The 23,716-nt window shown below is 71.7% G+C and carries 22 protein-coding genes and 1 pseudogene; 12 read left to right on the top strand and 11 right to left on the bottom strand.

Translation table 11 applies throughout. The annotated features are described in order from the left end of the window. Nucleotides 1–20: 20 nt before the first annotated feature. Nucleotides 21–995 carry a carbohydrate kinase family protein gene (locus G412_RS0106670; protein ID WP_028811390.1) on the bottom strand — a complete coding sequence of 325 codons (975 nt, stop codon included), beginning with the start codon at nucleotides 993–995 and terminating at the stop codon, nucleotides 21–23. Nucleotides 996–1,175: 180 nt separating this feature from the next. Here G412_RS0106670 and G412_RS0106665 point away from each other — a divergent pair, with 180 nt between their 5' ends. Both G412_RS0106665 and G412_RS0106660 read left to right on the top strand, forming a co-directional pair. Further along, entirely contained in the window at nucleotides 1,176–1,385 is a 210-nt protein-coding gene (locus G412_RS0106665) for a hypothetical protein (RefSeq protein ID WP_028811389.1), read from the top strand. Nucleotides 1,386–1,517: 132 nt separating this feature from the next. Continuing rightward, a complete protein-coding gene (locus tag G412_RS0106660; RefSeq protein WP_028811388.1) occupies nucleotides 1,518–2,972 on the top strand; it encodes a hypothetical protein in 1,455 nt (484 codons plus the stop codon). 77 nt (nucleotides 2,973–3,049) lie between these two features. Here G412_RS0106660 and G412_RS0106655 read toward each other — a convergent pair whose 3' ends face one another. Next, nucleotides 3,050–3,406, bottom strand: a complete 357-nt coding sequence (locus tag G412_RS0106655; RefSeq protein WP_028811387.1) for an iron-sulfur cluster assembly accessory protein — start codon at nucleotides 3,404–3,406, stop codon at nucleotides 3,050–3,052. A gap of 245 nt (nucleotides 3,407–3,651) precedes the next feature. On the opposite strand from G412_RS0106655, the gene nadA reads away from it, so the two are divergent. Beyond that, nucleotides 3,652–4,839: a quinolinate synthase NadA gene (gene nadA, locus G412_RS0106650; protein WP_028811386.1), complete on the top strand. Its 1,188-nt coding sequence runs from the start codon at nucleotides 3,652–3,654 to the stop codon at nucleotides 4,837–4,839. Nucleotides 4,840–4,941: 102 nt separating this feature from the next. Continuing rightward, a complete protein-coding gene (locus tag G412_RS0106645; protein ID WP_028811385.1) occupies nucleotides 4,942–5,343 on the top strand; it encodes a YciI family protein in 402 nt (133 codons plus the stop codon). 63 nt (nucleotides 5,344–5,406) lie between these two features. On the opposite strand, the pseudogene G412_RS33540 reads toward G412_RS0106645, so the two are convergent. The 5 genes and pseudogenes from G412_RS33540 to G412_RS0106620 form a co-directional block, all read right to left on the bottom strand. Then, a pseudogene (locus tag G412_RS33540) lies at nucleotides 5,407–8,536 on the bottom strand (efflux RND transporter permease subunit). Nucleotides 8,537–8,681: 145 nt separating this feature from the next. Next, nucleotides 8,682–9,383, bottom strand: a complete 702-nt coding sequence (locus tag G412_RS0106635) for a response regulator (RefSeq protein ID WP_028811384.1) — start codon at nucleotides 9,381–9,383, stop codon at nucleotides 8,682–8,684. Beyond that, on the bottom strand, nucleotides 9,380–10,636 hold the full coding sequence (locus tag G412_RS0106630; protein WP_028811383.1) for a sensor histidine kinase: 1,257 nt from the start codon (nucleotides 10,634–10,636) through the stop codon (nucleotides 9,380–9,382). The genes G412_RS0106635 and G412_RS0106630 overlap by 4 nt, the downstream gene beginning before the upstream one ends. Nucleotides 10,637–10,748: 112 nt before the next feature. Further along, a complete protein-coding gene (gene pspAA / locus G412_RS0106625) occupies nucleotides 10,749–11,054 on the bottom strand; it encodes a PspA-associated protein PspAA (protein WP_028811382.1) in 306 nt (101 codons plus the stop codon). A gap of 42 nt (nucleotides 11,055–11,096) precedes the next feature. Continuing rightward, nucleotides 11,097–11,879: a PspA/IM30 family protein gene (locus tag G412_RS0106620; protein ID WP_028811381.1), complete on the bottom strand. Its 783-nt coding sequence runs from the start codon at nucleotides 11,877–11,879 to the stop codon at nucleotides 11,097–11,099. A 258-nt stretch (nucleotides 11,880–12,137) separates the two neighbouring features. Here G412_RS0106620 and G412_RS0106615 point away from each other — a divergent pair, with 258 nt between their 5' ends. From G412_RS0106615 to G412_RS0106605, 3 genes are all read left to right on the top strand, one after another. Beyond that, nucleotides 12,138–12,737, top strand: a complete 600-nt coding sequence (locus tag G412_RS0106615; protein ID WP_028811380.1) for a DUF3043 domain-containing protein — start codon at nucleotides 12,138–12,140, stop codon at nucleotides 12,735–12,737. A gap of 71 nt (nucleotides 12,738–12,808) precedes the next feature. After that, on the top strand, nucleotides 12,809–13,552 hold the full coding sequence (locus tag G412_RS0106610; protein WP_244282873.1) for a class I SAM-dependent methyltransferase: 744 nt from the start codon (nucleotides 12,809–12,811) through the stop codon (nucleotides 13,550–13,552). Between the two features lie 95 nt (nucleotides 13,553–13,647). Then, on the top strand, nucleotides 13,648–14,736 hold the full coding sequence (locus G412_RS0106605; RefSeq protein ID WP_028811378.1) for a S1C family serine protease: 1,089 nt from the start codon (nucleotides 13,648–13,650) through the stop codon (nucleotides 14,734–14,736). Between the two features lie 368 nt (nucleotides 14,737–15,104). Here G412_RS0106605 and G412_RS0106600 read toward each other — a convergent pair whose 3' ends face one another. Further along, nucleotides 15,105–15,314, bottom strand: a complete 210-nt coding sequence (locus tag G412_RS0106600) for a hypothetical protein (RefSeq protein ID WP_028811377.1) — start codon at nucleotides 15,312–15,314, stop codon at nucleotides 15,105–15,107. Between the two features lie 99 nt (nucleotides 15,315–15,413). Between G412_RS0106600 and G412_RS0106595 the strand changes: the two genes are divergently transcribed. The 4 genes from G412_RS0106595 to G412_RS40440 all read left to right on the top strand — a co-directional run bounded on the left by G412_RS0106595 (nucleotide 15,414) and on the right by G412_RS40440 (nucleotide 20,699). After that, nucleotides 15,414–16,613 (top strand): bifunctional adenosylcobinamide kinase/adenosylcobinamide-phosphate guanylyltransferase, encoded by a 1,200-nt coding sequence (locus G412_RS0106595; RefSeq protein ID WP_028811376.1) that lies wholly within the window; start codon nucleotides 15,414–15,416, stop codon nucleotides 16,611–16,613. Nucleotides 16,614–16,974: 361 nt separating this feature from the next. Continuing rightward, nucleotides 16,975–18,111 (top strand): nicotinate-nucleotide--dimethylbenzimidazole phosphoribosyltransferase, encoded by a 1,137-nt coding sequence (gene cobT / locus G412_RS0106590; RefSeq protein WP_028811375.1) that lies wholly within the window; start codon nucleotides 16,975–16,977, stop codon nucleotides 18,109–18,111. 75 nt (nucleotides 18,112–18,186) lie between these two features. After that, nucleotides 18,187–19,983 (top strand): phosphatidylglycerol lysyltransferase domain-containing protein, encoded by a 1,797-nt coding sequence (locus G412_RS0106585; RefSeq protein ID WP_078606828.1) that lies wholly within the window; start codon nucleotides 18,187–18,189, stop codon nucleotides 19,981–19,983. Beyond that, on the top strand, nucleotides 19,980–20,699 hold the full coding sequence (locus G412_RS40440; protein WP_244282868.1) for a hypothetical protein: 720 nt from the start codon (nucleotides 19,980–19,982) through the stop codon (nucleotides 20,697–20,699). Before G412_RS0106585 ends, G412_RS40440 begins: the two co-directional genes overlap by 4 nt. Here G412_RS40440 and G412_RS0106575 read toward each other — a convergent pair. Beyond that, a complete protein-coding gene (locus G412_RS0106575) occupies nucleotides 20,645–21,403 on the bottom strand; it encodes a hypothetical protein (protein WP_028811372.1) in 759 nt (252 codons plus the stop codon). The two genes, G412_RS40440 and G412_RS0106575, sit on opposite strands and share 55 nt — an antisense overlap. A gap of 77 nt (nucleotides 21,404–21,480) precedes the next feature. On the opposite strand from G412_RS0106575, the gene G412_RS0106570 reads away from it, so the two are divergent. Continuing rightward, complete coding sequence (locus G412_RS0106570) at nucleotides 21,481–22,263, top strand: adenosylcobinamide-GDP ribazoletransferase (RefSeq protein ID WP_028811371.1); 783 nt, start codon at nucleotides 21,481–21,483, stop codon at nucleotides 22,261–22,263. A 9-nt stretch (nucleotides 22,264–22,272) separates the two neighbouring features. Here G412_RS0106570 and G412_RS0106565 read toward each other — a convergent pair whose 3' ends face one another. Together G412_RS0106565 and G412_RS0106560 are read right to left on the bottom strand one after the other, a co-directional pair. Next, entirely contained in the window at nucleotides 22,273–23,082 is an 810-nt protein-coding gene (locus tag G412_RS0106565; RefSeq protein WP_028811370.1) for an endo alpha-1,4 polygalactosaminidase, read from the bottom strand. Continuing rightward, nucleotides 23,079–23,714 (bottom strand): spherulation-specific family 4 protein, encoded by a 636-nt coding sequence (locus G412_RS0106560; RefSeq protein ID WP_037647896.1) that lies wholly within the window; start codon nucleotides 23,712–23,714, stop codon nucleotides 23,079–23,081. The genes G412_RS0106565 and G412_RS0106560 overlap by 4 nt, the downstream gene beginning before the upstream one ends. Between the last annotated feature and the right edge of the window lie 2 nt (nucleotides 23,715–23,716).

The raw sequence follows: 23,716 nt of genomic DNA, 5'->3' as shown, positions 1-23,716 counted from the left end.
GCCGCACCCGCCCCCACCGGTCACGCCAGGTGCGCGCGGACCTCTTCGGCTGCCTCGTGGCCGTACGCCTTCGTGAAGCGGTCCATGAAGTGGGCGCGGCGCAGGGTGTACTCCTGGGTGCCCAGCGTCTCGATCACGAGCGTCGCCAGCATGCACCCGACCTGCGCGGCGCGCTCAAGGCCGACGCCCCAGGCGAGCCCGGACAGGAACCCGGCACGGAACGCGTCGCCGACGCCGGTCGGGTCGACCTTGCCGTCCTCCTCCGGGCAGGCGACGACCACCGGCTCCTCCCCGACCCGCTCGATGCGCACACCGCGCGAGCCGAGGGTCGTGACGCGGTGCCCGACCTTGCCGAGGATCTCCTCGTCGGTCCAGCCGGTCTTGGACTCGATGAGCCCCTTCTCGTACTCGTTGGAGAAGAGGTACGTCGCACCTTCGAGCAGCGTGCGGATGTCCTCCCCCGTCATCCGGGCGATCTGCTGCGAGAAGTCCGCTGCGAACGGGATGGAGCGGGTCTTGCACTCTTCCGTGTGGCGCAGCATCGCCTCGGGGTCGTCCGCGCCGATCAGCACCAGGTCGAGGCCGCCGACCCGCTCGGCGACCGCCTGGAGTTCGATCTGGCGGGCCTCGCTCATCGCGCCCGTGTAGAAGGAGCCGATCTGGTTGTGGTCGGCGTCCGTGGTGCACACGAAGCGGGCGGTGTGCAGGACCTCGGAGATGCGCACCGAGCCGGTGTCCACTCCGTGCCGGTCGAGCCAGGCGCGGTACTCGTCGAAGTCCGAGCCGGCGGCGCCGACCAGGATCGGGGCCGTGCCGAGCTGGCCCATGCCGAAGCAGATGTTGGCACCGACACCGCCCCGGCGTACGTCGAGGTTGTCGACCAGGAAGGAGAGGGAGACCGTGTGCAGCTGGTCCGCGACCAGCTGGTCGGCGAAGCGGCCGGGGAAGGTCATGAGGTGGTCGGTGGCGATGGAGCCGGTGACTGCGATACGCACGGCGAGGACGCTCCTGCGGGCGGTGGGTGAGGACAGTCCACGCTACCCGGTCGTAGCCCTCTCGCACTAAGCGGCAAAACTACCCGATAGTAGGGCTTTTTTCCGGGCGTCCGGGCTGCCTACGGTGCCAGCACCCGGGTCCGCGGTGTGGCGGCCCCCAGAGCTACGGGAGCAGCTCGCATGCAGAAGCACAGCGTTACGTCGCCCGCCCGTGCCGAGCAGGACGGCGGTCTGGAGGAGCTGCGCGGGGACTGCGCCCGGATGGTCCCGCACTGGGCCGTGCCCGCCGAGGCCGCGCCCGCTCCCGTGCCGGCCTCGCTGATCCACGGCGTCACCGTGCCGCCCGCCTCGGCACGGCTGGTGGGCGGGATGTCCGAATACGGGGGCTGAGACCGGCTCCTGAGGCATTCGGGGGAAGCTCGGGGGGAACCGCGCGCTCCCCCGCCCCGTCCCACCGGTGTCCCCCGTAAAGGGGATACGACATACGGCACAGGACGGCAGAGCAGCCGAAGGAGCGATGCGGTGAGCACCGAGCGACCGGAAGAGGACGCGGTCGGCGTCCACAGGCGGCGTTCCCCGCTGGTCGCCGCCTCAGTGGCCGCAGCGGTGCTGCTGGCCGGGGGCGGCGCCGCGTACTGGGCGTCGACCGCCTCGGGCGGTGGCGGCAGCGGTACGGGGAGCGGCGCGGCGGGTGGCGGCACTCCGCCGCCGCTGAACCTCGACGGCCATACGAGTGGGGACGCGCCGGGGATCGCGCCCGGCGAGCCGGACCCGCACGGCGGGGTGATCTACCGCGCGGAGGGAAAGCTGCCGCAGGGGCCCCGCTCCGCCCACGTGTACCGGGCCTCGGGGACGGTCACCGAGGCCGAGGTGGCGCGGCTGGCCGAGGCGCTCGGCGTACCGGGCGAACCGCGCGCCGAGGGCACGGTCTGGAAGGCCGGCGGCACCAAGGACGGCTCGGGGCCTGTGCTCCAGGTCAACAAGCAGGCGCCGGGCACCTGGACGTTCGCGAAGTACGGCCCCGGTGGCAGCGACAACTGCGCCAAGGGTGAGAAGTGCGCCGGCGCCTCCCACCGGCCGGGTGGTGAAGGCTCCGCGGTGAGTGAGAAGGCCGCGAAGGAGGCCGCGGCGCCGGTGCTGAAGGCGCTGGGCATGGACGACGCCAAGCTGGACGCCCGCCAGCTGATGGGCGCGGTACGGGTGGTGAACGCCGATCCGGAGGTCGGCGGGCTGCCGACGTACGGCTGGGCGACCGGCATCCAGATCGGTTCCGACGGGGAACCGGTCGGTGGCAGCGGGCAGTTGAAGAGCCTGACGAAGGGCGCCGAGTATCCGGTGATCAGCGCGCAGGACGCGCTGAAGCAGCTGAACAGGGCGGGGCAGGGCGCCGGCAAGACCGGCATCGGCGGCTGCGCCACCCCCGTGCCGCACGGCGACAAGGGCGACGACGCCGGCAGGGCCGAAGCACCCTGCGAGCCGAACGGCGGGCAGCCGCCGGCCGCGCCGGAGCCTGTGACCGTGGGCGGGGCCGTCTTCGGGCTGGCCGCGCAGTACGTCGACGGGCGGCAGGCGCTCGTACCGTCGTGGCTCTTCGAGGTGAAGCCGGGCGGCGGCGCGCAGCCGTTCACCATCACGCACCCGGCGGTCGATCCCGACTACCTGGCCAAGCCCCCTGCCTCGCCGGCTCCGACCGAGAGCGGCGAGACCCCGGCAGAGCCGCGGCAGGTCGAGTCGTACAGCGCCGACGGGCGGAAGCTCACCCTGCACTTCTGGGGCGGCGTGTGCAGCGAGTACGCCGCGAAGGCGAGCGAGGAGAACGGGACGGTGAAGGTGAGCATCACCGAGACCAACCCGGACCCCGACCGGGCCTGCATCATGATCGCCAAGGAGCTGAAGGAGACGGTGACGCTCGACAAGCCGCTGGACGGCCGGAAGGTCGTCGACGCGCGCAGCGGCGAGACCGTGCCGCATACATAGGCCGGGAAGCACGGGAGAACGGGAGAAGGCGGCGGCCCCGCTCCGGGGCCGCCGCCTTCTCCGTACGCGCTTCAGGCTTAGCTGAACGAGTCGCCGCAGGCGCAGGAACCCGTCGCGTTCGGGTTGTCGATCGTGAAGCCCTGCTTCTCGATGGTGTCGACGAAGTCGATGGAGGCACCGCCCAGGTACGGGGCGCTCATGCGGTCGGTGACGACCTTGACGCCGTCGAAGTCCTTGACGACGTCGCCGTCGAGCGAGCGCTCGTCGAAGAAGAGCTGGTACCGCAGGCCGGAGCAGCCGCCGGGCTGAACGGCGACGCGCAGCGCCAGGTCCTCCCGGCCTTCCTGGTCCAGCAGGGCCTTGACCTTGGCCGCGGCGGCGTCGGACAGGAGAATGCCGTCGCTCACGGTGGTCTTGTCGTCCTGAACGGACATCTACATCTCTCCCGGGTTGTACGGACTGCTTGCCGACGTGTGCAACCGGCGCGGCCGCGGATTCATTCCGGGCCTGAGCGCTTGTCTTCCCATTCATGCTCGCACACACCGTCCGGTACGGGCACGGGGCCGGTGGTGGCACCCCAATTCGTCACATCGACGACATCGGCATCGTCAAAGTGACATGAACCGGTTATGATAGATAACGTCAAATCGACGAAAAGCGTGTTCGCAGACAAGAAAGGGTGCGTGTCGTGACCACCGCCCAGCCACTGGACGTCCAGCCTTCGCCGCTCGCTCTGCTGCTGCTCGGCCGCGAGGCCGACGCCAAGAGCGAGCGGGGTGTGGACTGCCCCGGCGACCTGCCCTCGCCCTCCGACCCGGACCTGGTGGAGCGCGCCCGCGCTGCCAAGGAAAAGCTCGGGGACAAGGTCTTCATCCTCGGTCACCACTACCAGCGTGACGAGGTCATCCAGTTCGCCGACGTCACCGGGGACTCGTTCAAGCTGGCCAAGGACGCGGCCGCCAAGCCGGAGGCCGAGTACATCGTCTTCTGTGGCGTGCACTTCATGGCCGAGTCCGCGGACATTCTGACGTCGGACGACCAGAAGGTGGTACTTCCCGACCTGGCGGCGGGCTGCTCGATGGCCGACATGGCCACCGCCGAGCAGGTCGCCGAGTGCTGGGACGTGCTGACCGAGGCCGGGATCGCCGAGCAGGTCGTGCCCGTCTCGTACATGAACTCCTCCGCCGACATCAAGGCGTTCACCGGCAAGCACGGCGGCACGATCTGTACGTCGTCGAACGCCAAGCGGGCGCTGGACTGGGCCTTCGAGCAGGGCGAGAAGGTTCTTTTTCTGCCCGATCAGCACCTGGGGCGCAACACCGCCGTGCGGGACATGGGCATGTCGCTGGACGACTGCGTCCTGTACAACCCGCACAAGCCGAACGGCGGCCTGACCGTCGAGGAACTGCGGAACGCGAAGATGATCCTGTGGCGCGGGCACTGCTCGGTGCACGGGCGCTTCTCGGTCGATTCCGTCAACGACGTGCGTGAGCGCATTCCGGGCGTCAACGTCCTCGTGCACCCCGAGTGCAAGCACGAGGTCGTGGCGGCCGCGGACTACGTCGGCTCGACGGAGTACATCATCAACACGCTGGAGGCGGCCCCGGCCGGCTCCAAGTGGGCCATCGGCACCGAGCTGAACCTGGTGCAGCGGCTCGCCAACCGGTTCGCGGCGCAGGACAAGGAGGTCGTCTTCCTCGACAAGACGGTCTGCTTCTGCTCGACCATGAACCGCATCGACCTGCCCCACCTGGTGTGGGCGCTGGAGTCGCTGGCCGAGGGCAACCTGGTCAACCGCATCGAGGTCGAGCGGGAGACCGAGCAGTTCGCGAAGCTCGCGCTGGAGCGGATGCTCGCTCTGCCGTAGGTCAGGTCACGCTCGTCTCACCGCACCCCCTCACGCCCCGGCGTCAGGGGGTGCGGTCGTTCCACCCACCTGCCACGGTGGAAGCGAGGAAGGGTGAGAGCTATGCAGTACATGATCCAGATGAACGTGGCCGCCGACGAGTGGGACGGGATGATGTCGTCGTTCTCCAAGGACGACATGCTGGCGATGTTCGCGCACATGGACGCGCTCAACCAGGAGATCGGCGCGGCGGGCGAGCTGGTGGAGGCCCGTGGTCTCGGCGGGCCCGCGATGGTCAAGACGGTACGGGCGACCGACGACGGCCGGGCGAAGGTGACCGACGGGCCCACGGAGCCGGGGCGCATCCTGGCCGGCTACTGGGTGGTCGACGTCAAGAACGAGGACCGGGCCCTGGAGATCGCCGCGCGGGCGTCGGCCTGTCCCGGCCCCGGTGGCAAGCCCGGTAACGATCCGGTCGAGGTGCACGCCATCCCGGAGGGGCCGCCCGAGGTACCCGAAGCGTGAGACGGGGCGAGCCCCGGTCCCTGGAGGGGCCGGGGCTCGCTGTCGTGGGATGTCGTACGCCGGTCAGACCTTCACCGGCTCCGGCTCGTCCGACGCGGAGCCGGACCGGTCCCGGGCGCCCGCCTTCGCCGCACGCCTGGCCGCCTTCTTCCTGGCGCGGCGCTCCTTGCGGAGCTCCACCATCGCGTACAGCGTCGGTACGAGCAGCAGCGTCAGCAGCGTCGACGTGATCAGACCGCCGATCACCACGATCGCCAGCGGCTTCGAGATGAAGCCGCCCTCGCCCGTGATGCCCAGCGCCATCGGCAGCAGCGCGAAGATCGTCGCGAGTGCCGTCATCAGGATCGGCCGCAGCCGGTGACGCCCGCCCTCCAGGACCGCCTCGACGACACCCAGGCCCTGGGCGCGGTACTGGTTGATCAGGTCGATCAGCACGATCGCGTTGGTGACGACGATGCCGATGAGCATCAGCATGCCGATCATCGCCGGGACACCCATGGGCGTACCGGTGACGAGCAGCAGGCCGATCGCGCCGGTCGCCGCGAACGGGATGGAGACCAGCAGGATCAGCGGCTGGACGAGCGAGCGGAACGTCGCCACAAGCAGCATGAAGACGATCGCGATGGCCGCCAGCATGGCCAGGCCGAGCTGGGCGAACGCCTCGTTCTGGTCGGAGGAGACGCCGCCGATCTCGACGCTCGCGCCCGCCGGCAGCTCCTTCTTCAGCTCGGTGATCTTCGTCTGGAGCGCGGCGGTCACCGCGCCCGTGTTGTCGGCGGACGGCTTGGCCGTGATCGTCGCGGCGCGGGCGCCGTCGATGCGGGTCTTGGAGACGGGACCCGCGACCAGCTTCACCTCGGCGATGTCGCCGAGCTTCACCGGCCCGAGGTTCAGCTTCTTCAGCTCGTCCAGCGTGGTCGCCGGCCTGGCCGACTTCACAACCACGTCGCGCTCGGTGTCGTCGAGGATCGCCTTGCCGGAGGTCGTGCCGCGCACCGCCTGGGTGACAGCGGCGCCGAGGGTCTGCTGGTTGAAGCCCGCGGCCGCCGCCTTGTCGTTGGCCGTGACGGAGATCCGCGGCACGCTCTGGGCGAGGTCGCTCTGTACGTCGGTGACGTCGTCCAGCTTCGCGACCGCGGCCCGTACCTGCTCGGAGGCCTTCTTCAGCACGTCGCCGTCGCCGGCCTTGACCACCACGCTCAGGTCCTGGCTGCCGAAGCCGCCGCCCGCGCCGATCGTGGTGTCACCGATGCCGTCGAGCTTGCCCAGCTCCTCGTCGATCCGGTCCTGGGTGGCCTTGGACTCGGAGGCGTCCTTGAGGGTGAGCTGGTACGTCGCCTGGTTGGCGCCCGTACCGCCGCCGAACGCGGCGGCGAAGCCCGAGGAGCCGACCGTGACCTGGTAGTCCTTGATCGTGTCGATGGAGTCGAGCGCCTTCTCGACCTTCAGGGCGGCCTGGTTCGCGGCCTCCAGGCTGGTGCCCGGCTTCAGCTCCTGGGTGACGGACAGGGTGTCCTGCTCGCCCTCGTCCAGGAAGTTGGTCTTCAGCAGCGGCGCCATGGCGAACGTACCGATGAGGACGACGGCCGCGATGGCCAGGCTCATGAGGCGGCGGCGGGTCGCGAAGCGCAGGACCGGGACGTACATGCGCTGGAGGGCGCTGCGCGCCTCCTTCTCCTCCGCCTTGCGGCGCAGCTCGGACGGGTCGACGCCCTCGGAGCCCTTGGGCGCGCGCAGGAACCAGTACGAGAAGACCGGCACCACGGTGAGGGACACCAGCAGCGAGGCGAGCAGGGCGGCGGTGACGGTGAGGGAGAACGAGCCGAAAAGCTGGCCCACCATGCCGCCGACCAGGCCGATCGGCAGGAAGACGGCGACGGTCGTCAGGGTCGAGGCGGTGACCGCTCCGGCCACCTCCTTGACGGCGGTGACGATCGCCGAGTGGCGCTCCTCGCCGTACGCCAGGTGACGCTTGATGTTCTCCAGGACCACGATCGAGTCGTCGACGACGCGGCCGATCGCGATGGTGAGCGCGCCGAGCGTGAGGACGTTCAGGGAAAGGTCGCGGGTCCACAGCACGATCAGCGCGAGGACGACGGACAGCGGGATGGAGACGGCGGTGACGAGCGTCGAGCGGACCGACGCGAGGAAGACCAGGATGACGATGACGGCGAAGACCAGGCCGAGGGCGCCCTCGGTGGTCAGACGGCCGGGCCCTGGTCGAAGACGACCGCGATCTCGCTGCCGGAGCCGAGGGTGTCGCGCAGCTCGGGGAGCTTGTCCTTGACCGCGTCGGAGATGGCGACGGCGCTGCCGTCCTGGTCCATGGTGATGGCCAGGGACAGGCTGGGCTTGCCGTTGGTGCGGGTGAGGGAGACCGCGGTGGCGGGCTGCTCCTCGACGGTGGCGACGTCACCGAGGCGTACGGGCTTCGGCGGCTTGCCCTGGCCGGTGGGCGTGGCGGTGACGCGCAGGTCCTCGATCTGCCGCAGCGACGTGTAGCCGCCGCCGACCTGGACCGTGCGGCTCTTGCCGTCCTCGGCGAAGGAACCGGCCGGGACGGTGGCGCCGCCCGCCTGGAGGGCCTGGCCGAGCGCGGCGGCGTTCAGGCCGCCGCGAGCTTCTTGTCGCCGGGGGTGACGGCGACCTGGAGGTCGCGCACACCGTCGATGGTGACCTGGCCGACGCCGTCGACGTCCTCCAGGACGGGGACGACGGAGTTCTCCAGCCGGTCGGCGAGCGCCTGCTGGTCCTGGCCCGAGGTGACGGCGAGCAGGACGGTGGGTATGTCGTCGGTCGACCCGGCCACGACCTGCGGGTCGACGGCGTCGGGGAGCTGGGCGCGGGAGCGGTTCACGGCCTGCTGGACATCGGCGACGAGCTGCTTCGTGTCGTTGCCGTAGTCGAACTGGGCCATGATCACGGCGTTGCCCTCGCTCGCCGTGGAGGTGACGCCGGTGATGCCGTCGACCGCCTTGATGGTGCCTTCGAGCGGTTCGACGACCTGCTTCTCGACCACGTCGGGGGACGCGCCCTGGTAGGGCGCCAGCACGGACACCATCGGGAACTCGATGGTCGGCAGCAGTTGCTGCTTGAGCTGCGGTATCGCGATGGCGCCGAAGACGATCGCGATGATCGACATCAGACCGGTCAGCGCCCGCTGAGCGAGGCTGAATCTGGACAGCCAGGACATGGGTGGTCTCTCTTCCGTGGCGTGCGAGGCAGGCGGGCACGGTGGCCCGCTTATACGATCAGCCATGCGAAGAGGGCGAACTCTCGGTCCCAGGTCCCTTTCTTACGCGGCGCATACCGCGGCTGGAGTAGGCGCCGCTACACCCTCACTCCACCCTCGGCCGTACGAGGCCGGATTCGTAGGCGATTACCACCAATTGCGCGCGGTCGCGGGCGCCGAGCTTCGCCATCGCCCTGTTCACATGGGTCTTGACGGTGAGCGGGCTGACGACGAGCTGCTCGGCGATCTCGTCGTTGGAGTGGCCGCCCGCGACCTGGACGAGGACCTCGCGCTCCCGCACGGTCAGCGCCGAAAGCCGCTCGGTACGGGCCGCCGCGGCCTCGTCGTCCTGCGAAGTGCCGCCCTGCGCCAGGAAGTTGGCGATCAGGCCCTTGGTCGCCACAGGTGAGAGCAGCGCCTCGCCGGCCGCGGCGATGCGGATGGCGCTGAGCAGCTCGTCCGGCTCCGCGCCCTTGCCGAGGAAGCCGGAGGCCCCGGCGCGCAGCGACTGGACGACGTACTCGTCGACCTCGAACGTCGTCAGCATCACGACGCGTACGGCGGACAGTTCCGGGTCCTCGCTGATCATGCGGGTGGCGGCGAGGCCGTCCGTACCCGGCATGCGGATGTCCATCAGGACGACGTCGGCGCGCAGCGCGCGGGCGAGTTCGACGGCCTCGGCGCCGTCCGCCGCCTCGCCGACGACCTCCATGTCCGGTTCGGAGTCGACGAGGACCCGGAACGCGCTGCGCAGCAGTGCCTGGTCGTCGGCGAGCAGGACCCTGATGCGGGTCGTGGCCGTCGTCATGCGTTCTCCACCGTTCGCTCCCCCGTACGCTCCGTGAATGGCAGGATCGCATGGACGCGGAAACCGCCGCCGTAGCGGGGCCCGGTGGTCAGCGTTCCGCCGAGGGCGGTGACACGCTCCCGCATGCCGGTGAGGCCGTGGCCGCCGCCACCGGCTTCGCGGCCGTCCCCCGCGCTCGCCGTCCCTCCGCCGTTGTCGATCACGGTGACCTCGGCGGACGAGCCGACGCGGACCACGCTGACCTCGGCCCTGGCGTGGGGGCCCGCGTGCTTTTGCACGTTGGTCAGGGCTTCCTGGATGATCCGGTACGCCGCGAGGTCGACGGCGGCGGGCAGCGGCGCGCTCACTCCCTTGTCGGGCCTGGCCACCTCCACCGGGAGGCCCGCGTGCCGGAAGGTGTCCAGGAGCTGGTCGAGCACGGCGAGGCCGGGGGCGGGTTCGGTGGGGGCCTCGGGGTCGCCGGACTGGCGGAGCAGGCCGACGGTGGCGCGCAGTTCGTTCAGCGCGGAGCGGCTGGCCTCCCGTACATGCGCGAGGGCTTCCTTGGCCTGGTCGGGGCGCTTGTCCATGACGTGGGCCGCGACGCCCGCCTGGACGTTGACGAGCGCGATGTGGTGGGCGACGACGTCGTGGAGGTCGCGGGCGATGCGCAGCCGCTCTTCCGCGACCCGGCGGCGGGCCTCTTCCTCACGGGTGCGCTCGGCGCGTTCGGCGCGTTCGCGGATGGCGTCGACGAAGGCGCGGCGGCTGCGTACCGCGTCGCCGGCGGTCGCCCCGATGCCGGTCCAGGCGAAGATCCCGAGGTTCTCCTGGGAGTACCAGGGGCCGCTGCCGAAGCACATCGCGGCGGCGGTCAGGCCGGTCATCGTCAGCAGCCCGACGCGCCAGGTGGTGGGGCGGTCGGTGCGGGACGCGACGGTGTAGAGCGCGATGACGGCGCTCATGGCGACGGGGCTCGGCGGGTCGCCGGCGACGAGCTCGACGAGCGTCACCACGCCGGTGAAGGCGAGGACGGCCATGGGCCTGCGGCGGCGCAGGACCAGGGCGCCGGAGGCGAGCGTCATCAGGACGAGGCTGAGCACACCCGGCGTCCGGGTGCCGAAGGTCGGGCCGCCCGTGCCGCCGTGCGGGTCGGCGAAGGAGCCGGTCACCATCGTCACCAGGACGGCGCATGCCAGGGCGGCGTCCATGGCGAGCGGGTGTGCGTGGAGCCAGCACCGGGAGCGGGTGAATCCCGTACCGAGGGCAGTCATAAGCCGTAACGGTACGGCGTGCGGTGCGGTGGGGGCGCCGGGCCGGACACCGGGGCCCGCCCGTCCCTGACCCCGGTCCTCACACGCCGTACGGGCCGAAAGTCGCCGAAGGTCAGTCCGGGGGGCTGATGGCGCTGGGGTCGGCCGGGATCAGGCCGTCGTCGGAGAGCATCTCCCGGACCTCGTCGAGCGTCGCGTCCTCGGCCGGGAGGATCAGCTCGGAGGGTTCGAGGGACGCGTCGGCCAGCGGCTCCCCGAGGCGGCGTACCGCTTCGAGGAGCGCACCGAGCGTGCGCCGGAAGCCCGGCTCGTCCCCGCTCTCCATTTCGGCGAGCAGTTCGTCGTCGAGCTTGTTGAGTTCGGTGAAGTGGCTGTCGGCCACCTTCACCTGGCCCTCCCCCATGATCCGTACGATCACGACGTGCTCCTTCGCGGAGTGCGGCGGCCTGCTGTCTGGCGACTACTGCTTGTCGAACTTGTGCTGACCCTGCGGCGCCTGCGTGCCGTCCTGCGACGCACCGCCTTCGAGCGCCTGCTGCCGGTCCGACGTGCCGCCCGCCAGCTCGGCCTTCATGCGCTGCAGCTCCAGCTCTACATCTGTACCACCGGAGATGCGGTCCAGCTCGGCGGCGATGTCGTCCTTCGCCATCCCGGACGGGTCGTCCAGGGCGCCGGAGGCCAGCAGCTCGTCGATCGCGCCGGCCCGCGCCTGTAGCTGCGCGGTCTTGTCCTCGGCCCGCTGGATCGCCAGGCCGACGTCGCCCATCTCCTCGGAGATGCCCGAGAAGGCCTCGCCGATCCGGGTCTGCGCCTGCGCGGCCGTGTAGGTGGCCTTGATGGTCTCCTTCTTCGTACGGAAGGCGTCGACCTTGGCCTGGAGGCGCTGCGCGGCGAGCGTCAGCTTCTCCTCCTCACCCTGGAGCGTCTGGTGCTGCGTCTCCAGGTCGGTGACCTGCTGCTGCAACGCGGCACGGCGGGACAGCGCCTCGCGGGCGAGGTCCTCCCGGCCGAGCGCGAGCGCCTTGCGGCCCTGGTCCTCCAGCTTGGAGGACTGACCCTGCAACTGGTTGAGCTGCAGTTCCAGGCGCTTGCGCGACGTCGCCACGTCGGCGACACCGCGGCGTACCTTCTGAAGCAGCTCCAGCTGTTTCTGGTACGAGTAATCGAGGGTCTCGCGCGGATCCTCGGCCCGGTCAAGGGCCTTGTTTGCCTTCGCGCGGAAGATCATCCCCATACGCTTCATGACACCGCTCATGGGCTTCGCGCGCCCCCTTCTGACGGACTACGGAACCAGCTCCAGCACTTGAACCCACACTACGGGCCCTGCATCCATTACCGCACTGTTCGCGGGCTGATGCGCTCCTCCTCCAGGACGACTGCCGTCCGCCGGGCTCCGGCCCAGGGAGTAGGTGAAGGCCGGAGAACGGGAGAAACCGACCGTTGCGGGATCGTTCCCCTCCGGGCTGGGGTCCATGCGCCGTACCCCGTACCCTTGGGCTTTGTGTTCCGTAGCCGTTCCTCCAAGGAAGAGAAGGCCCCCACCGACAAGGTGCAGGTGGACCTCTCCAAAGCGTCCCGTGACCCGCAGGCCCCGAAGGGCCGCCCCACCCCGAAGCGCGCTGTCGCCCAGTCGCAGCGCCGCAACGGGGCGGCGGCTCCGTCGAACCGCAAGGAGGCGATGAAGCGTCAGCGCGAAGCCCGCCGTGCGGACCTGGCAAGGCAGCGGGAGGCACTGGCGAGCGGAGACGAGCGCTACCTGCCCGCCCGCGACAAGGGCCCTGTCCGCCGCTTCGTGCGCGACTTCGTCGACTCCCGCTTCTGCGTGGCCGAGTTCTTCCTGCCGCTCGCGGTGGTGATCCTCGTCCTGAGCATGATCCGCATCAGCAACATCCAGAACATCGCGCTGCTGCTGTGGCTCGGTGTGATCGTGATGATCGTCGTCGACTCGATCGGCCTGACCATCCGGCTCAAGAAGCAGCTGAACGAGCGCTTCCCGAACGAGCCGAAGCGCGGCGCCGTTGCCTACGGTCTGATGCGTACGCTCCAGATGCGCCGCCTGCGCCTGCCGAAGCCCCAGGTCAAGCGCGGGGAACGACCCTGAGCGCGGACGACATCACGGGGATCGCCCGGTTCGAGGGCGCGGCGGCCGACTGGCTGAAGGGCGTCGGCACCCTGCGCGACACCGTCCGCCAGGAACTGGTCGCCCGCCAGCTCGACGAGCAGATATCGGCCCGCTTCCCGGTGGGCCGGCGGCTCGCCGTACTCGACGTGGGCATGGGCCAGGGCACGCAGGCCCTGCGCCTGGCGCGGGCCGGTCACAAGGTGACCGGCCTGGAGTCGGACCCCGACATGCTGGTCGCGGCGCGCGAGGCGCTCGCCGGGGAGCCCGAGGGAATCCGCGAGCGGGTGCGCCTCGTCGAGGGCGACGGCCTGGAGACCGGGGTGCACTTCCTGCCCGGCAGCTTCGACGTGGTGCTGTGCCACGGAGTGCTGATGTACGTCGAGGAGCCCGACGCGATGGTGGCGGGCCTGGCCCGCATGCTGGCGCCCGGCGGCCTGCTGTCCCTCCTGGTGCGGAACGCCGACGCGCTGGCCATGCGGCCCGGACTCGCTGGGGACTGGGCCGGGGCGCTCGCCGCCTTCGACTCGGCCGCGTACACCAGCCGGCTCGGCCTGCGGGTGCGCGCCGACCGTCTCGACGCCCTGACGTCCACCCTCGCCGGGATCGCCGCTCCGCTGCGCGCCTGGTACGGCGTGCGGGTCTTCACCGACAACATCGAGGGCGCCGCCAACGAGACGTCGCGGCTTCCCGCGGAGGAGCTGGAGCGGATTCTGGCCCTGGAGGACCGTGCGGGGCGGACCGACCCCTACCGGCGGGTCGCGGCGCTGCTGCATCTGTGCGGCACGCGGGGCTGAGTACGTCCCACCGCCCCCCGTCCCACTGCTGAACGCCATCCCCCGATGGACCTTCTCCACGGGCACCGGATTCCCCCAAAAGGGACACTCCTGGCATGGATGGATCACGTAACCACGGCCGTGTGCCGCGTCGGCTCCGGCTGCCCCTGGCCGCCGCGGCCTGTGCGGTCGTACTGGCCTGCCCGAGCGGGTGTTCCGGCTCCGGGGCGGGGTCCGCGTCGCCGAGGGCCACCGCGGAGGCGGGGGCGCCCGTGGCGCGGCAGGACCTGGAGAACGACTACCAGCAGGTGATCAAGGACGTACTGCCGTCGGTCGTCCAGATCGACGCATCCGAGAGCCTGGGCTCGGGTGTCGTCTACGACGACCAGGGCCACGTGGTCACCAACGCCCATGTGGTGGGCCGCGAGCGGGACTTCAAGGTCACGGCGGCCACGGGCGGTGCGACGCTCGGCGGGCGGCTCGTCGCCGCCTACCCGGAGCAGGACCTCGCCGTCATCAGGCTGGACAGCGTCCCCGGCGACGGACTGAGGCCGGCGAGGTTCGCGGACTCCTCACGGGTGGAGGTGGGGCAGATCGTCCTGGCGATGGGCAGCCCGCTGGGGCTCTCCAGCAGCGTCACGCAGGGCATCGTCTCGGCGGTCGGCAGGACCGTGAGCGGGGGGCGCTCGGGCGGCGGTGCGGGCGTGACCATCGCGAACATGGTGCAGACCTCGGCCGCGATCAATCCGGGCAACAGCGGCGGGGCGCTGGTCAACCTCGACAGCGAGGTCATCGGCATCCCGACGCTGGCGGCCACCGACCCCCACATGGGCGGCGGCCCGGCGCCGGGGATCGGGTTCGCGATCCCGTCCTCGACGGTGAAGACGATCGCCGACCAGATCATCAGGGACGGCAGGGTCACCGACTCGGGGCGGGCGGCGCTGGACATCACGGGCCGTACGGTCGTGGGCGACGACTTCGAACCGTCGGGTGTCGCCGTCGTGTCGGCCGAGCCGGACGGCGCGGCGGCGCGGGCGGGGCTGCGGGCCGGGGACATCATCACCGCGCTCGACGACACCGAGATCACCACGATCACCTCGCTGGCGGAGGCACTGGCCTCCCACAGGCCGGGCGACAGGGTGCGGGTGACCTACGTACGCGGCAACGAGACCCGCTCGTCGGAGGTCACGCTGGGCGAGATCTAGGGGCTGGGCGGCGGGGGGGCGGCGGTGGGGCGGATCGACCTGGGGCGGGGCGGAGCGCCGGGTCAGGTCGATCCGGACTCGGGCCGCCGGACGGGCTGACCCGGAGCTGGGCGGACGCGCTGACCCGGAGCTGGGCAGGATGCCGGGCAGGCTGAGCCGAGCATGGACCGCTGGACGGACTGCCCCTGGAGCTGGGCGGAGCACCGGACAGGCTGCCCCGCACCCCGGACCGCGCGACGGGCTGACCCGGACCTCGGCCGCCGGACGGGCCGACCCGGACCTCGGCCGCTGGACGGGCTCGTTTCGGCTTTCGTCCGGCGGCCGAGGGTACGTGCTTGGGCCTTCAGGCCGTTCAGGCCGTCAGGCCCTCAGACCTCTTCTGCGTGCAGGCTCATCGGGCCGTAGATCTTCGTGCCGTCGTCGAAGAGCAGCACCTGGTCGGCGCCGCCCTCGACCAGGTCCTTCCAGACCTCGCCGATCCACGACTCCGCGTCGCCCTGCGTGGTGAACTCCTCCGGCACCACCGCCGGCGGGACCTCCGTACCGTCGGCCTTCTCGAACCGCCACGTCCACGCCATGTTCGCCTCCCGGGTCCCACCCGTGCCTTCGTTCAGCACAGCCTGCCCCGCAGAGTAGCCGGGCGCGCGGCACCGGCGGGGACGCGGGAGGATCTCCTCGTGGAACTGACTCTCCTCGGCACCGGGGCCCCGGCATGCCTGCCCCGCCCCGACTGCCCCTGCGCCTCGTGCGCCACCGCCCGCGGCGGGCTCGCCCGGGCGGCGACCGCGCTGCTCGTGGACGACGCGCTGCTGCTCGATCTGACGCCGGGGGCCGCGCTGGCCGCCGCCCGCGCGGGACACTCGCTCACCGGCGTACGACAGGTGCTGCTGACGCATCCGCACGACGGGCCGCCGATGGAGCTGCCGGCCGGGCTGCCGGCGGCGGGGCGGGTGCCGGACGGCCGGGAGCTGACGCTGATCAGCGGGCACCGGGTGCGGGCCGTCCCGATGGACTCGCCCGGTACGGGGTACGAGGTGACCTCTCCGGACGGCGAGCTGCTGCTGTATCTGCCGCCGGGCGGTGCACCGGCCGGGGGGACGACGGGCGGCCGTACGTACGAGATGGTGGTCGCCGACGTCACAGGTCGGCCGGACGCGCTGGCGCGGCTGCGGGCGGCGGGAGCCATCGGGGCGGCCACGGACGTCATCGCCGTACACCTCGATCACGACGTGCCGCCGGGCCCCGAGCTGGAGCGGCGGCTCGCGGCGGCGGGCGCGCGGGCGGTTCCGGACGGGACGACCGTGATCGTCGGCGAGTACCACGCGGTACCGGATGTGCCGCGGCGGACGCTGGTGCTGGGCGGGGCGAGGTCGGGCAAGTCGGTGGAGGCCGAGCGGCGTCTGGAGACCTTTCCCGAGGTCGTGTACGTCGCGACGAGCGGCACCCGTGACGACGACAGCGAGTGGGCCGAGCGGGTGGGTCTGCACCGGGAGCGCAGGCCGGGTGCGTGGCGCACCGAGGAGACGTGCGAGCTGGCTCCGCTGCTGGCGGCGGAAGGGCCGCCGCTGCTGATCGACTGCCTGGCGCTGTGGCTGACCGACGCGATGGACCGGGTCGGGGCGTGGGACGACGCGAAGTGGGCGGCGGGCGGGCGGCGGGCGCTGGAGGCACGGGTGGCGGAGCTGGTGGCGGCGGTGCGGGGGACGCGGCGGACGGTGGTGGCGGTGAGCAACGAGGTCGGCTCGGGAGTCGTGCCGGCCACGGCGAGCGGGCGCCGCTTCCGGGATGAGCTGGGGCGCCTGAACGCGGCGTTCGCCGGGGAGTGCGAGCAGGTGCTGCTGGTGGTGGCGGGGCAGGCGGTGGTGCTGCGCGGGTGAGTGGGTGAGTGGGTTGTTTTCCCCGGCCCGCCCCTTCCCGCTGCGACACGTTGCGGCTCCGCCGCGTGGGAGGCAGACCCGACCCCAGACGGTCGCCCCGGCGGGCACCATCCAGCCCCTCGGCGCCTGGGGAGCGGAGCCGTGGCGGACGCCGGACGGTCGCCAACCCCCGGCACCACCCAGCCTCTCCGGCGCTTGAGGAGCGGGGGATGGGGCAGCGCCCCTCACGCGGCGAAGTCCCACCGTGTCACAACGGGAAGGGGCGGGGTGGGGGGAAGCCCCGCAGGGACCCCGCAGGGACCCCGCGAGGCCCCCGCACCCCTGACGAGGCGTCAGCTCGCGTGCCGGTACTGTTCGGCGAATGAGCTCGCTTAACCTCGACGACTTCTCCGACCTGATCGAACGCCCCGACGGCGGCGTCCGGCGCGATGCCGAAGAGCGCCGGGAGCGGCTGATCGTGCCGCCCGGCGCACTCGGCCGGCTCGACGAGCTGGGTGAGTGGCTGTCGGCGGCGCAGGCGTCCGTACGGGTCAAGCCCATCGAGCGGCCCCGTGTCGTTCTCTTCGCCGGTGATCACGGCGTGGCCGAGCTGGGCGTCTCCGCCCGGCCCGCCGGTGGCGCCCACCGGCTCGTGCGCTCCGTGCTGGACGGCGAGAGCCCCGTCGCCGTGCTGGCCCGCCGCATGGGCGCGTCCGTACGGATTGTCGACGCGGGGCTGGACTGCGATCCGGAGCTGCTTCCCGAGGACGTCGTGCGTCATCGCGTGCGCCGCGGTTCCGGACGTATCGACATCGAGGACGCCCTCACGCGGGAAGAGGCCGAGCAGGCCGTCCGGCTTGGGATGGCGGTCGCGGACGAAGAGGCCGACTCGGGGACCGATGTGGTCGTACTCGGCGATCTGAGCGTCGGCGGCACCACCGCCGCCGCCACCCTGATCGCCGCCCTGTGCGGCACGGACGCCTCCGTGGTCACCGGCCGCGGCGGCGCCCGCATCGACGACCTGGCGTGGATGCGCAAGTGCGCCGCCATCCGCGACGCGCTGCGCCGGGCGCGGCCCGTACTCGGTGACCAGCTTGACCTGCTGGCGACCGTCGGCGGCGCCGACCTCGCGGCCGCGACCGGTTTCCTCCTCCAGTGCGCTGTGCGGCATACGCCGGTGATCCTCGACGGTGTCGTGTCCGCCGCGTGCGCCCTGGTGGGCCAGCGCGCCGCTTTCCGGGCGCCGGACTGGTGGCTCGCGGGCCAGGTGAGCGGTGAGCCGGGCCAGGCGAAGGCGCTGGACCGGATGGCGCTCAACCCTCTGCTCGATCAGGGCGTCACTGTGGGGGAAGGAACTGGGGCACTGCTCGCACTCCCCCTCGTACAGGCTGCCGCCGCCCTCGCGGCGGAGCTGCCCGAACGGGCGTCGGACGAGAACGAGGGCGAGGGCGGGAAGACGGACGCGGACGGGGGCGACGACGAGAAGGCGGTCGTCGAGACCGGAAACGCGACGGACTGACCGCGTGGGCGGCCGGCGACCACCGGCCGCACACGCGCACCTCCCGCACCGCGATGCCCCATATCATCGCGTTTCATGGGAGAAGTCCGCTTGGCCACCGAAGGAACGAACCGAACGAGCCTGACGAGCCCGACCAACCGCCGCAGCACCCCCCGCTCGCGCCGCAGCGCGGCATTCGCGGTCTGGTATCTGCGCATCGTCACGTTCATCAACTTCCTGAGCGCCGTGTGGGTTTCGCTCGGCCAGGATCTGCGGCGCCACAACACCGACGACTTCTTCACCCCCTACCTGCTGACGGCGGGCTTCGCCTCCGGAGTCTTCACGCTCTTCCTGGCGATCACCATGCGCCGCCGCAAGCGCGCCGCCTGGATCCTCAACTTCGTACTCGGCGGGCTCTTCCTCCTCCTCTTCGCCCTCGCGATGCTCTTCCCCGAGGTACGGCAGTACTGGCAGAACTGGGTCTCCCTGGCCCTGACCGCCGCCTTCGTCCTGTCCCTGCTGCTCGGCCGGTGCGAGTTCTACGCCAAGGGTGACCGCTCCAATCCCGCCCTGGCCGCTGTCGTGGCCGTCGGCGGGCTGCTGGTCACCTCGCTGATCGCCGCCCTCCTCGTCACGGTCAGCAACACCGCGCCCGACGACAACCGGGCCTCGTTCCTGGACCGCTGGCACTACGGCGTGATGCGGCTGGTGTCGCTGGCGCCCGACGACGCCCGCTTCCAGGGCATCGCCGCACCGGGCTGGGTCAACGTCACCATCAACGTCATGAGCACGCTGCTGCTCCTCGCCGTGCTGTACGCCGCCTTCCGCTCGCGCCGGACCGTCGACCCGATCACCGAGGAGGACGAGGCCGGACTGCGGGCCCTCCTCGGCAAGTTCGGCGAGCGCGACTCCCTCGGCTACTTCGCGCTGCGCCGCGACAAGAGCGCCGTCTGGTCGCCCACCGGCAAGGCCGCCGTCACCTACCGGGTCGTCGGCGGCGTATCGCTCGCGTCCGGTGATCCGATCGGTGACCCGGAGGCCTGGCCCGGCGCGATCGAGCCGTGGCTGGCCGAGGCGCGCGAGCACGGCTGGATCCCCGCCGTGATGGGCGCGAGCGAGGAGGGCGGCACGGTCTACGCCCGGCACGGCCTGGACGCGCTGGAGCTGGGTGACGAGGCGATCGTCGAGATCGACGAGTTCACGCTGGAGGGGCGCGCGATGCGCACCGTGCGCCAGGCCTACAACCGGGTGAAGCGGGCCGGCTACACGGTCCGTATCCGCCGCCACGAGGACATCCCCGACGACGAGATGGCCGAGCTGCTGCGCAAGGCCGACGACTGGCGCGACGGGGAGACCGAGCGCGGCTTCTCGATGGCGCTCGGGCGGCTCGGTGACCCGGCGGACGGGCAGTGCGTGATGCTCGAATGCACCGACGGGGAAGGGGAGCTGAGGGCCGTACTGAGCTTCGTGCCGTGGGGGCCGCACGGGCTCTCCCTCGACCTGATGCGGCGCGACCGCGACTGCGAGAACGGCCTGATGGAGTTCATGGTCATCGAACTGCTCCAGTCCGCCGAAGAGATCGGGATCACGCAGGTCTCACTGAACTTCGCGATGTTCAGGTCGGTCTTCGAACGTGGCTCGAAGCTCGGCGCGGGGCCGGTACTGAGGATGTGGCGTTCACTGCTCAGCTTCTTCTCGCGCTGGTGGCAGATCGAGTCGCTGTACCGCGCCAACGCCAAGTACCGGCCGATCTGGGAGCCCCGATTCATGCTCTTCGAAAAGAGTTCCGACCTGCTGCGCATCGGCCTCGCGTCGGCCCGCGCCGAGGGTTTCCTCGAAGCGCCCGGTCTGCCCGGGTGGATGCACCGCCAGCACCTGGAGACGAGACGGTGACGGTGCCGGTGGCGGTGACGACGCGGACGGCGTCGGCGGCGGTGCGCACGTTCGCGCGCCGCGAGTGGGGCCGGCTGTACGCCGACGTACGGACCGCGCTCGTCACCCAGCGGTGGCGGGCGCTTCCGCTGACGCTCGTGGCGGTCTGCCTCACGGCGCTCCTGCACGCCGTACAGAACCAGCCCTGGGGTTACGGCCCGGTCCAGGACATCGGCTTCGTGCGCGCCGAGGACCCGCTGTGGTCCGCGCTGCTGCGGACCCCGCTGTCGCTGTTCGTGCCCGCGCTCGACCTGCCGGTGTGGGGCGCGCTCGCGCAGGTCCTGCTGGTGTTCGGCATCGCCGAGATCTGCGTCGGGCGGCTGCGCACGCTGGCGATCGCGTACGTCGCGACGCTCGCCGGGACGCTGTACGCGCGCGTCGGCATCGCGCTGGGCCCCGACAGCCCGCTCGGGCTGCCCGCGTCCGACGCGCAGGTCGTCGACACGGGCCCCTCGGCGGCGGTCGTCGGCCTCGCCGTCTATGTGTGCCGGCGGTACGGCGCGTACTGGACGGCGGTTGTGGTGATCGTGGCGATGGTGGCCGAGGTGTGCGTCAAGACCAACCTCGCGGGCAAGGAGCACCTGGCGGCGATCGCCGCGGTGCTGGTGCTGTGCGCACTCGCTCACTTCTCGTCGCGCGTCGGCGTCCGGTCGGGGGCCCCGCCGATCAGGTCCTGAAACCTGCGGCTGAGCCCCGACCAGCGGCGGTCGTGGCGCCGGCGGCGCAGCGCCGCCCGGGCGCGGGCCCTCGGGCGCCGGCGGTAGAAGTGCTTGGCCCAGGGCGAGCCCGGCCTGGCGAGCCGGATCGCGCCGACGAGCGCGACCAGGGGCACGACCGTGCCGAAGAGTGCGGTGAGGACCTTGCCCTTGCTGAGCGCGACCAGCGCCAGGAAGAAGTTGAAGGAGACATTGAGGATGAGCAGTCCGCGGCTCTGTGCTTCCTCGGGCGTCAGTTCGTCGACCCCGAAGGGGGCGGACCCGCTGAGGACCAGTCCGGCCAGGGCCGCGGTCACGACCACGATCTCCACGCTCTGCCGGCCCTGTTCGCTCCAGTAGACGTCGTCGAGATGGAGGATCAGCGCGAACTCGTCGAGGACAAGACCCGCACCGATCCCGAAGATCACCGCGCAGATCGCGGAGCTGACCCCGTGCCCACCGCTGGCCACCGCCCCGAAGCCGCCGATCGTCATGAGGATCACGCCGGGGACCACGTGGTGGATGTGCAGACCGCCGGGCGAGACGTTCCTGAAGGGGCCGCGGCCAGCGCGGATCAGCCGGGTGATGGTGCGGGTGACCAGGAACGAGAGAACGAAGGAGAGCAGCGCCAGCAACAGCGGGAGCTTTCCCGGCTCGACGATGTTGCGATACCACCAGTGACCCATGCCACTCGGTCCCCTCCGTGTACTTTTGCGCGCTATGCGCAACTTACCGGCCGTCTTGGGCGACTAGCGTGCGCGCCGTGACCTCTCTCCTCAGCGACGGCATACGTTTCGCCTTCGGCACCCTCACCGTGTTTCCCGTGCGCGTGACGCGGTGGGACCGCGAGGCGGCCCGCGCCGGGATGCTGTGCGCTCCCCTCGCCGGGCTCGCGGTGGGCCTGTGCGCGGCGGCCGCCGGCGGCGTACTCCTGCTGCTGGGGTCGGGGCCGCTGCTCGCCGCCGTGGCGAGCGCCGCCGTACCCGCCGCCCTCACGCGCGGCCTGCACCTCGACGGTCTCGCCGACACCGCCGACGGGCTGGGCAGCGGCAAACCGGCTGAAGAGGCGCTGCGCATCATGAAGCAGTCGGACATCGGCCCGTTCGGTGTCATCACCCTGCTGTTCGTGCTGCTCGCCCAGGTCGCCGCCCTCCGCGAGCTGTACGCCGCCGGCTGGGCGCACGGCGCGGCCGGCGCCGCCGTGTCGGCCGTCGCCGCCCGCCTCGCCCTGACCCTCGCTTCGCGCACGGGCGTTCCGCCGGCGCGCCCCGACGGGCTCGGCGCGGCGGTCGCCGGGACGGTACCGGCAGGGGCGGCGTTCGCCGTCGCGGGCCTGGTGGCCGCCGTCGGCGCGGGCGGCGCGGGCGCACTCCTCGGCCCGTACGACGCCCTGCGGCACGCCGCCGCCGTACTGGCCGCGCTCGGCGCCGCGCAGGTGCTGCTGCGCCACTGCGTGCGTCGCTTCGGAGGGGTCACGGGTGACGTCTTCGGCGGCGTGGCGGAGACCGCGGCGACGGCCGCGCTGGTGGTTCTGGTGCTGGGGTGACGCGGGCGGTTACGCGCAGGGCTCGCGCCACACGCCCAGGTCGTACTTCTTCAGCATCGAGCTGAGCCTCAGCCGCCGCGACTCGGCGCAGAACCGGTGCGTCGGCAGGTCGTACTCCACGTGGAAGACCGCCTTGCCCGCCCGGACGAACGGCGTGAGCTTCGCGCACTCGTCGTACTGGGCGCACTGCTCATTGACCGCGAAGTCGAAGTCGCTCACCAGTTCCGGGATTTGGCCGAGGTCGTTCTTGAGGCCGACGGCCAGGCCGCGGTCGTGGGCGAGGCGGGCGATCAGGCGGTTGTAGCGGAGCTGGTGGGCGGCGGTCAGGGGGAAGCCGGTGGGGTTGCGGTAGCCGTCCATGTTGTCGGGCTCGACCGCGTCGAAGCCCTTGTCGCGGCACAGGTCCATGCGGCGGCCCATCAGGGGCTCCAGGACGTCGGTACGGCGGATGTCGAGCCAGCGCTCGCCCTTCCAGCCGTTGCTCCGGCCCAGTACCGACGCGGGGAACTCACCGGCGTCCGGCCTGAACTCCTCCCACGCGCCGGTCGAGAGGTAGCAGATGACCTTGCGGCCGCGGCGGTGCAGGTCGGCGACGGCGGAGGCGGGGTGATCGAAGCCGTCGATGTCGTACACCGGTACGTCGACGGACGGGTCCAGCTTGCCGCTGAGCTGCCACTGCCAGGCGAGACCGGGTTCCGGCTGCCAGCGCGAGGATTCCGGCTCCCGGTCGTCCGGTACGGGATCGCCGCCGCCCGTACAGCCCGCGAGCAGCAGCAGCGGAAGCAGCAGGAGGAGGAGCCGTACGCGTCCGCGCCTCACCGGGCCGCCTCCAGGGCGTGCGGCAAGGTCCCCCACGGGTGCGGCCCCTGGCCCGGTACGGCACAGCCGATACCGGCGGTGAACGCGGCCGCTGGTGGTGCGGCGTACACGAGGTGGCAGAAGCGGGCGGGCGCGTACGCCGCTGTCCAGGGCGGGGTCTCCACGGTACGGCGGTAGGTGTCCCAGGTGCCCTCGAACGTGACGAGGACGTCGGCGAGTTCGAGGAAACCGGGGTGGGGGTGGACGCCGTGGTTGAGCACCAGGGTGGCCGCGCCCGCCGCGCGCGCGGCAACGGCGAGACGCCGGTAGTGGGGCAGCGCATCCGGTCCCGCCGTCACCTGGTCCAGGAACGCGCCGTCCGCGCCGTACCAGTCGCGGTGGCGGAGCAGGTCCTGGACCACGGCGGCGTGCGGGCGGCGCGCGTAGTCCGTGTCGGCGTACCCGAGGACGCGTACGCCCGCCGCGCGCAGGCGCGACGACACGGCGGCGAAGGCGGGGTCGGGCGCGGCGCCGGAGCCGCTGTCCGGGTTGAGTACGACACCGAACAGGCGGGGGGCCGCCCGGATGACGGCCTCCCAGGCGTCCGGGCGCTCGGTGGGGTGCTCGTAGAAGGGCACGAGCAGGTTCTTCACGT

The sequence above is a fragment of the Streptomyces flavidovirens DSM 40150 genome (genome assembly GCF_000429085.1).
Lineage (GTDB): Bacteria > Actinomycetota > Actinomycetes > Streptomycetales > Streptomycetaceae > Streptomyces > Streptomyces flavidovirens.
Note: the sequence above shows the minus strand (reverse complement) of the source record. Positions and strands in the feature narration are given on the sequence as shown.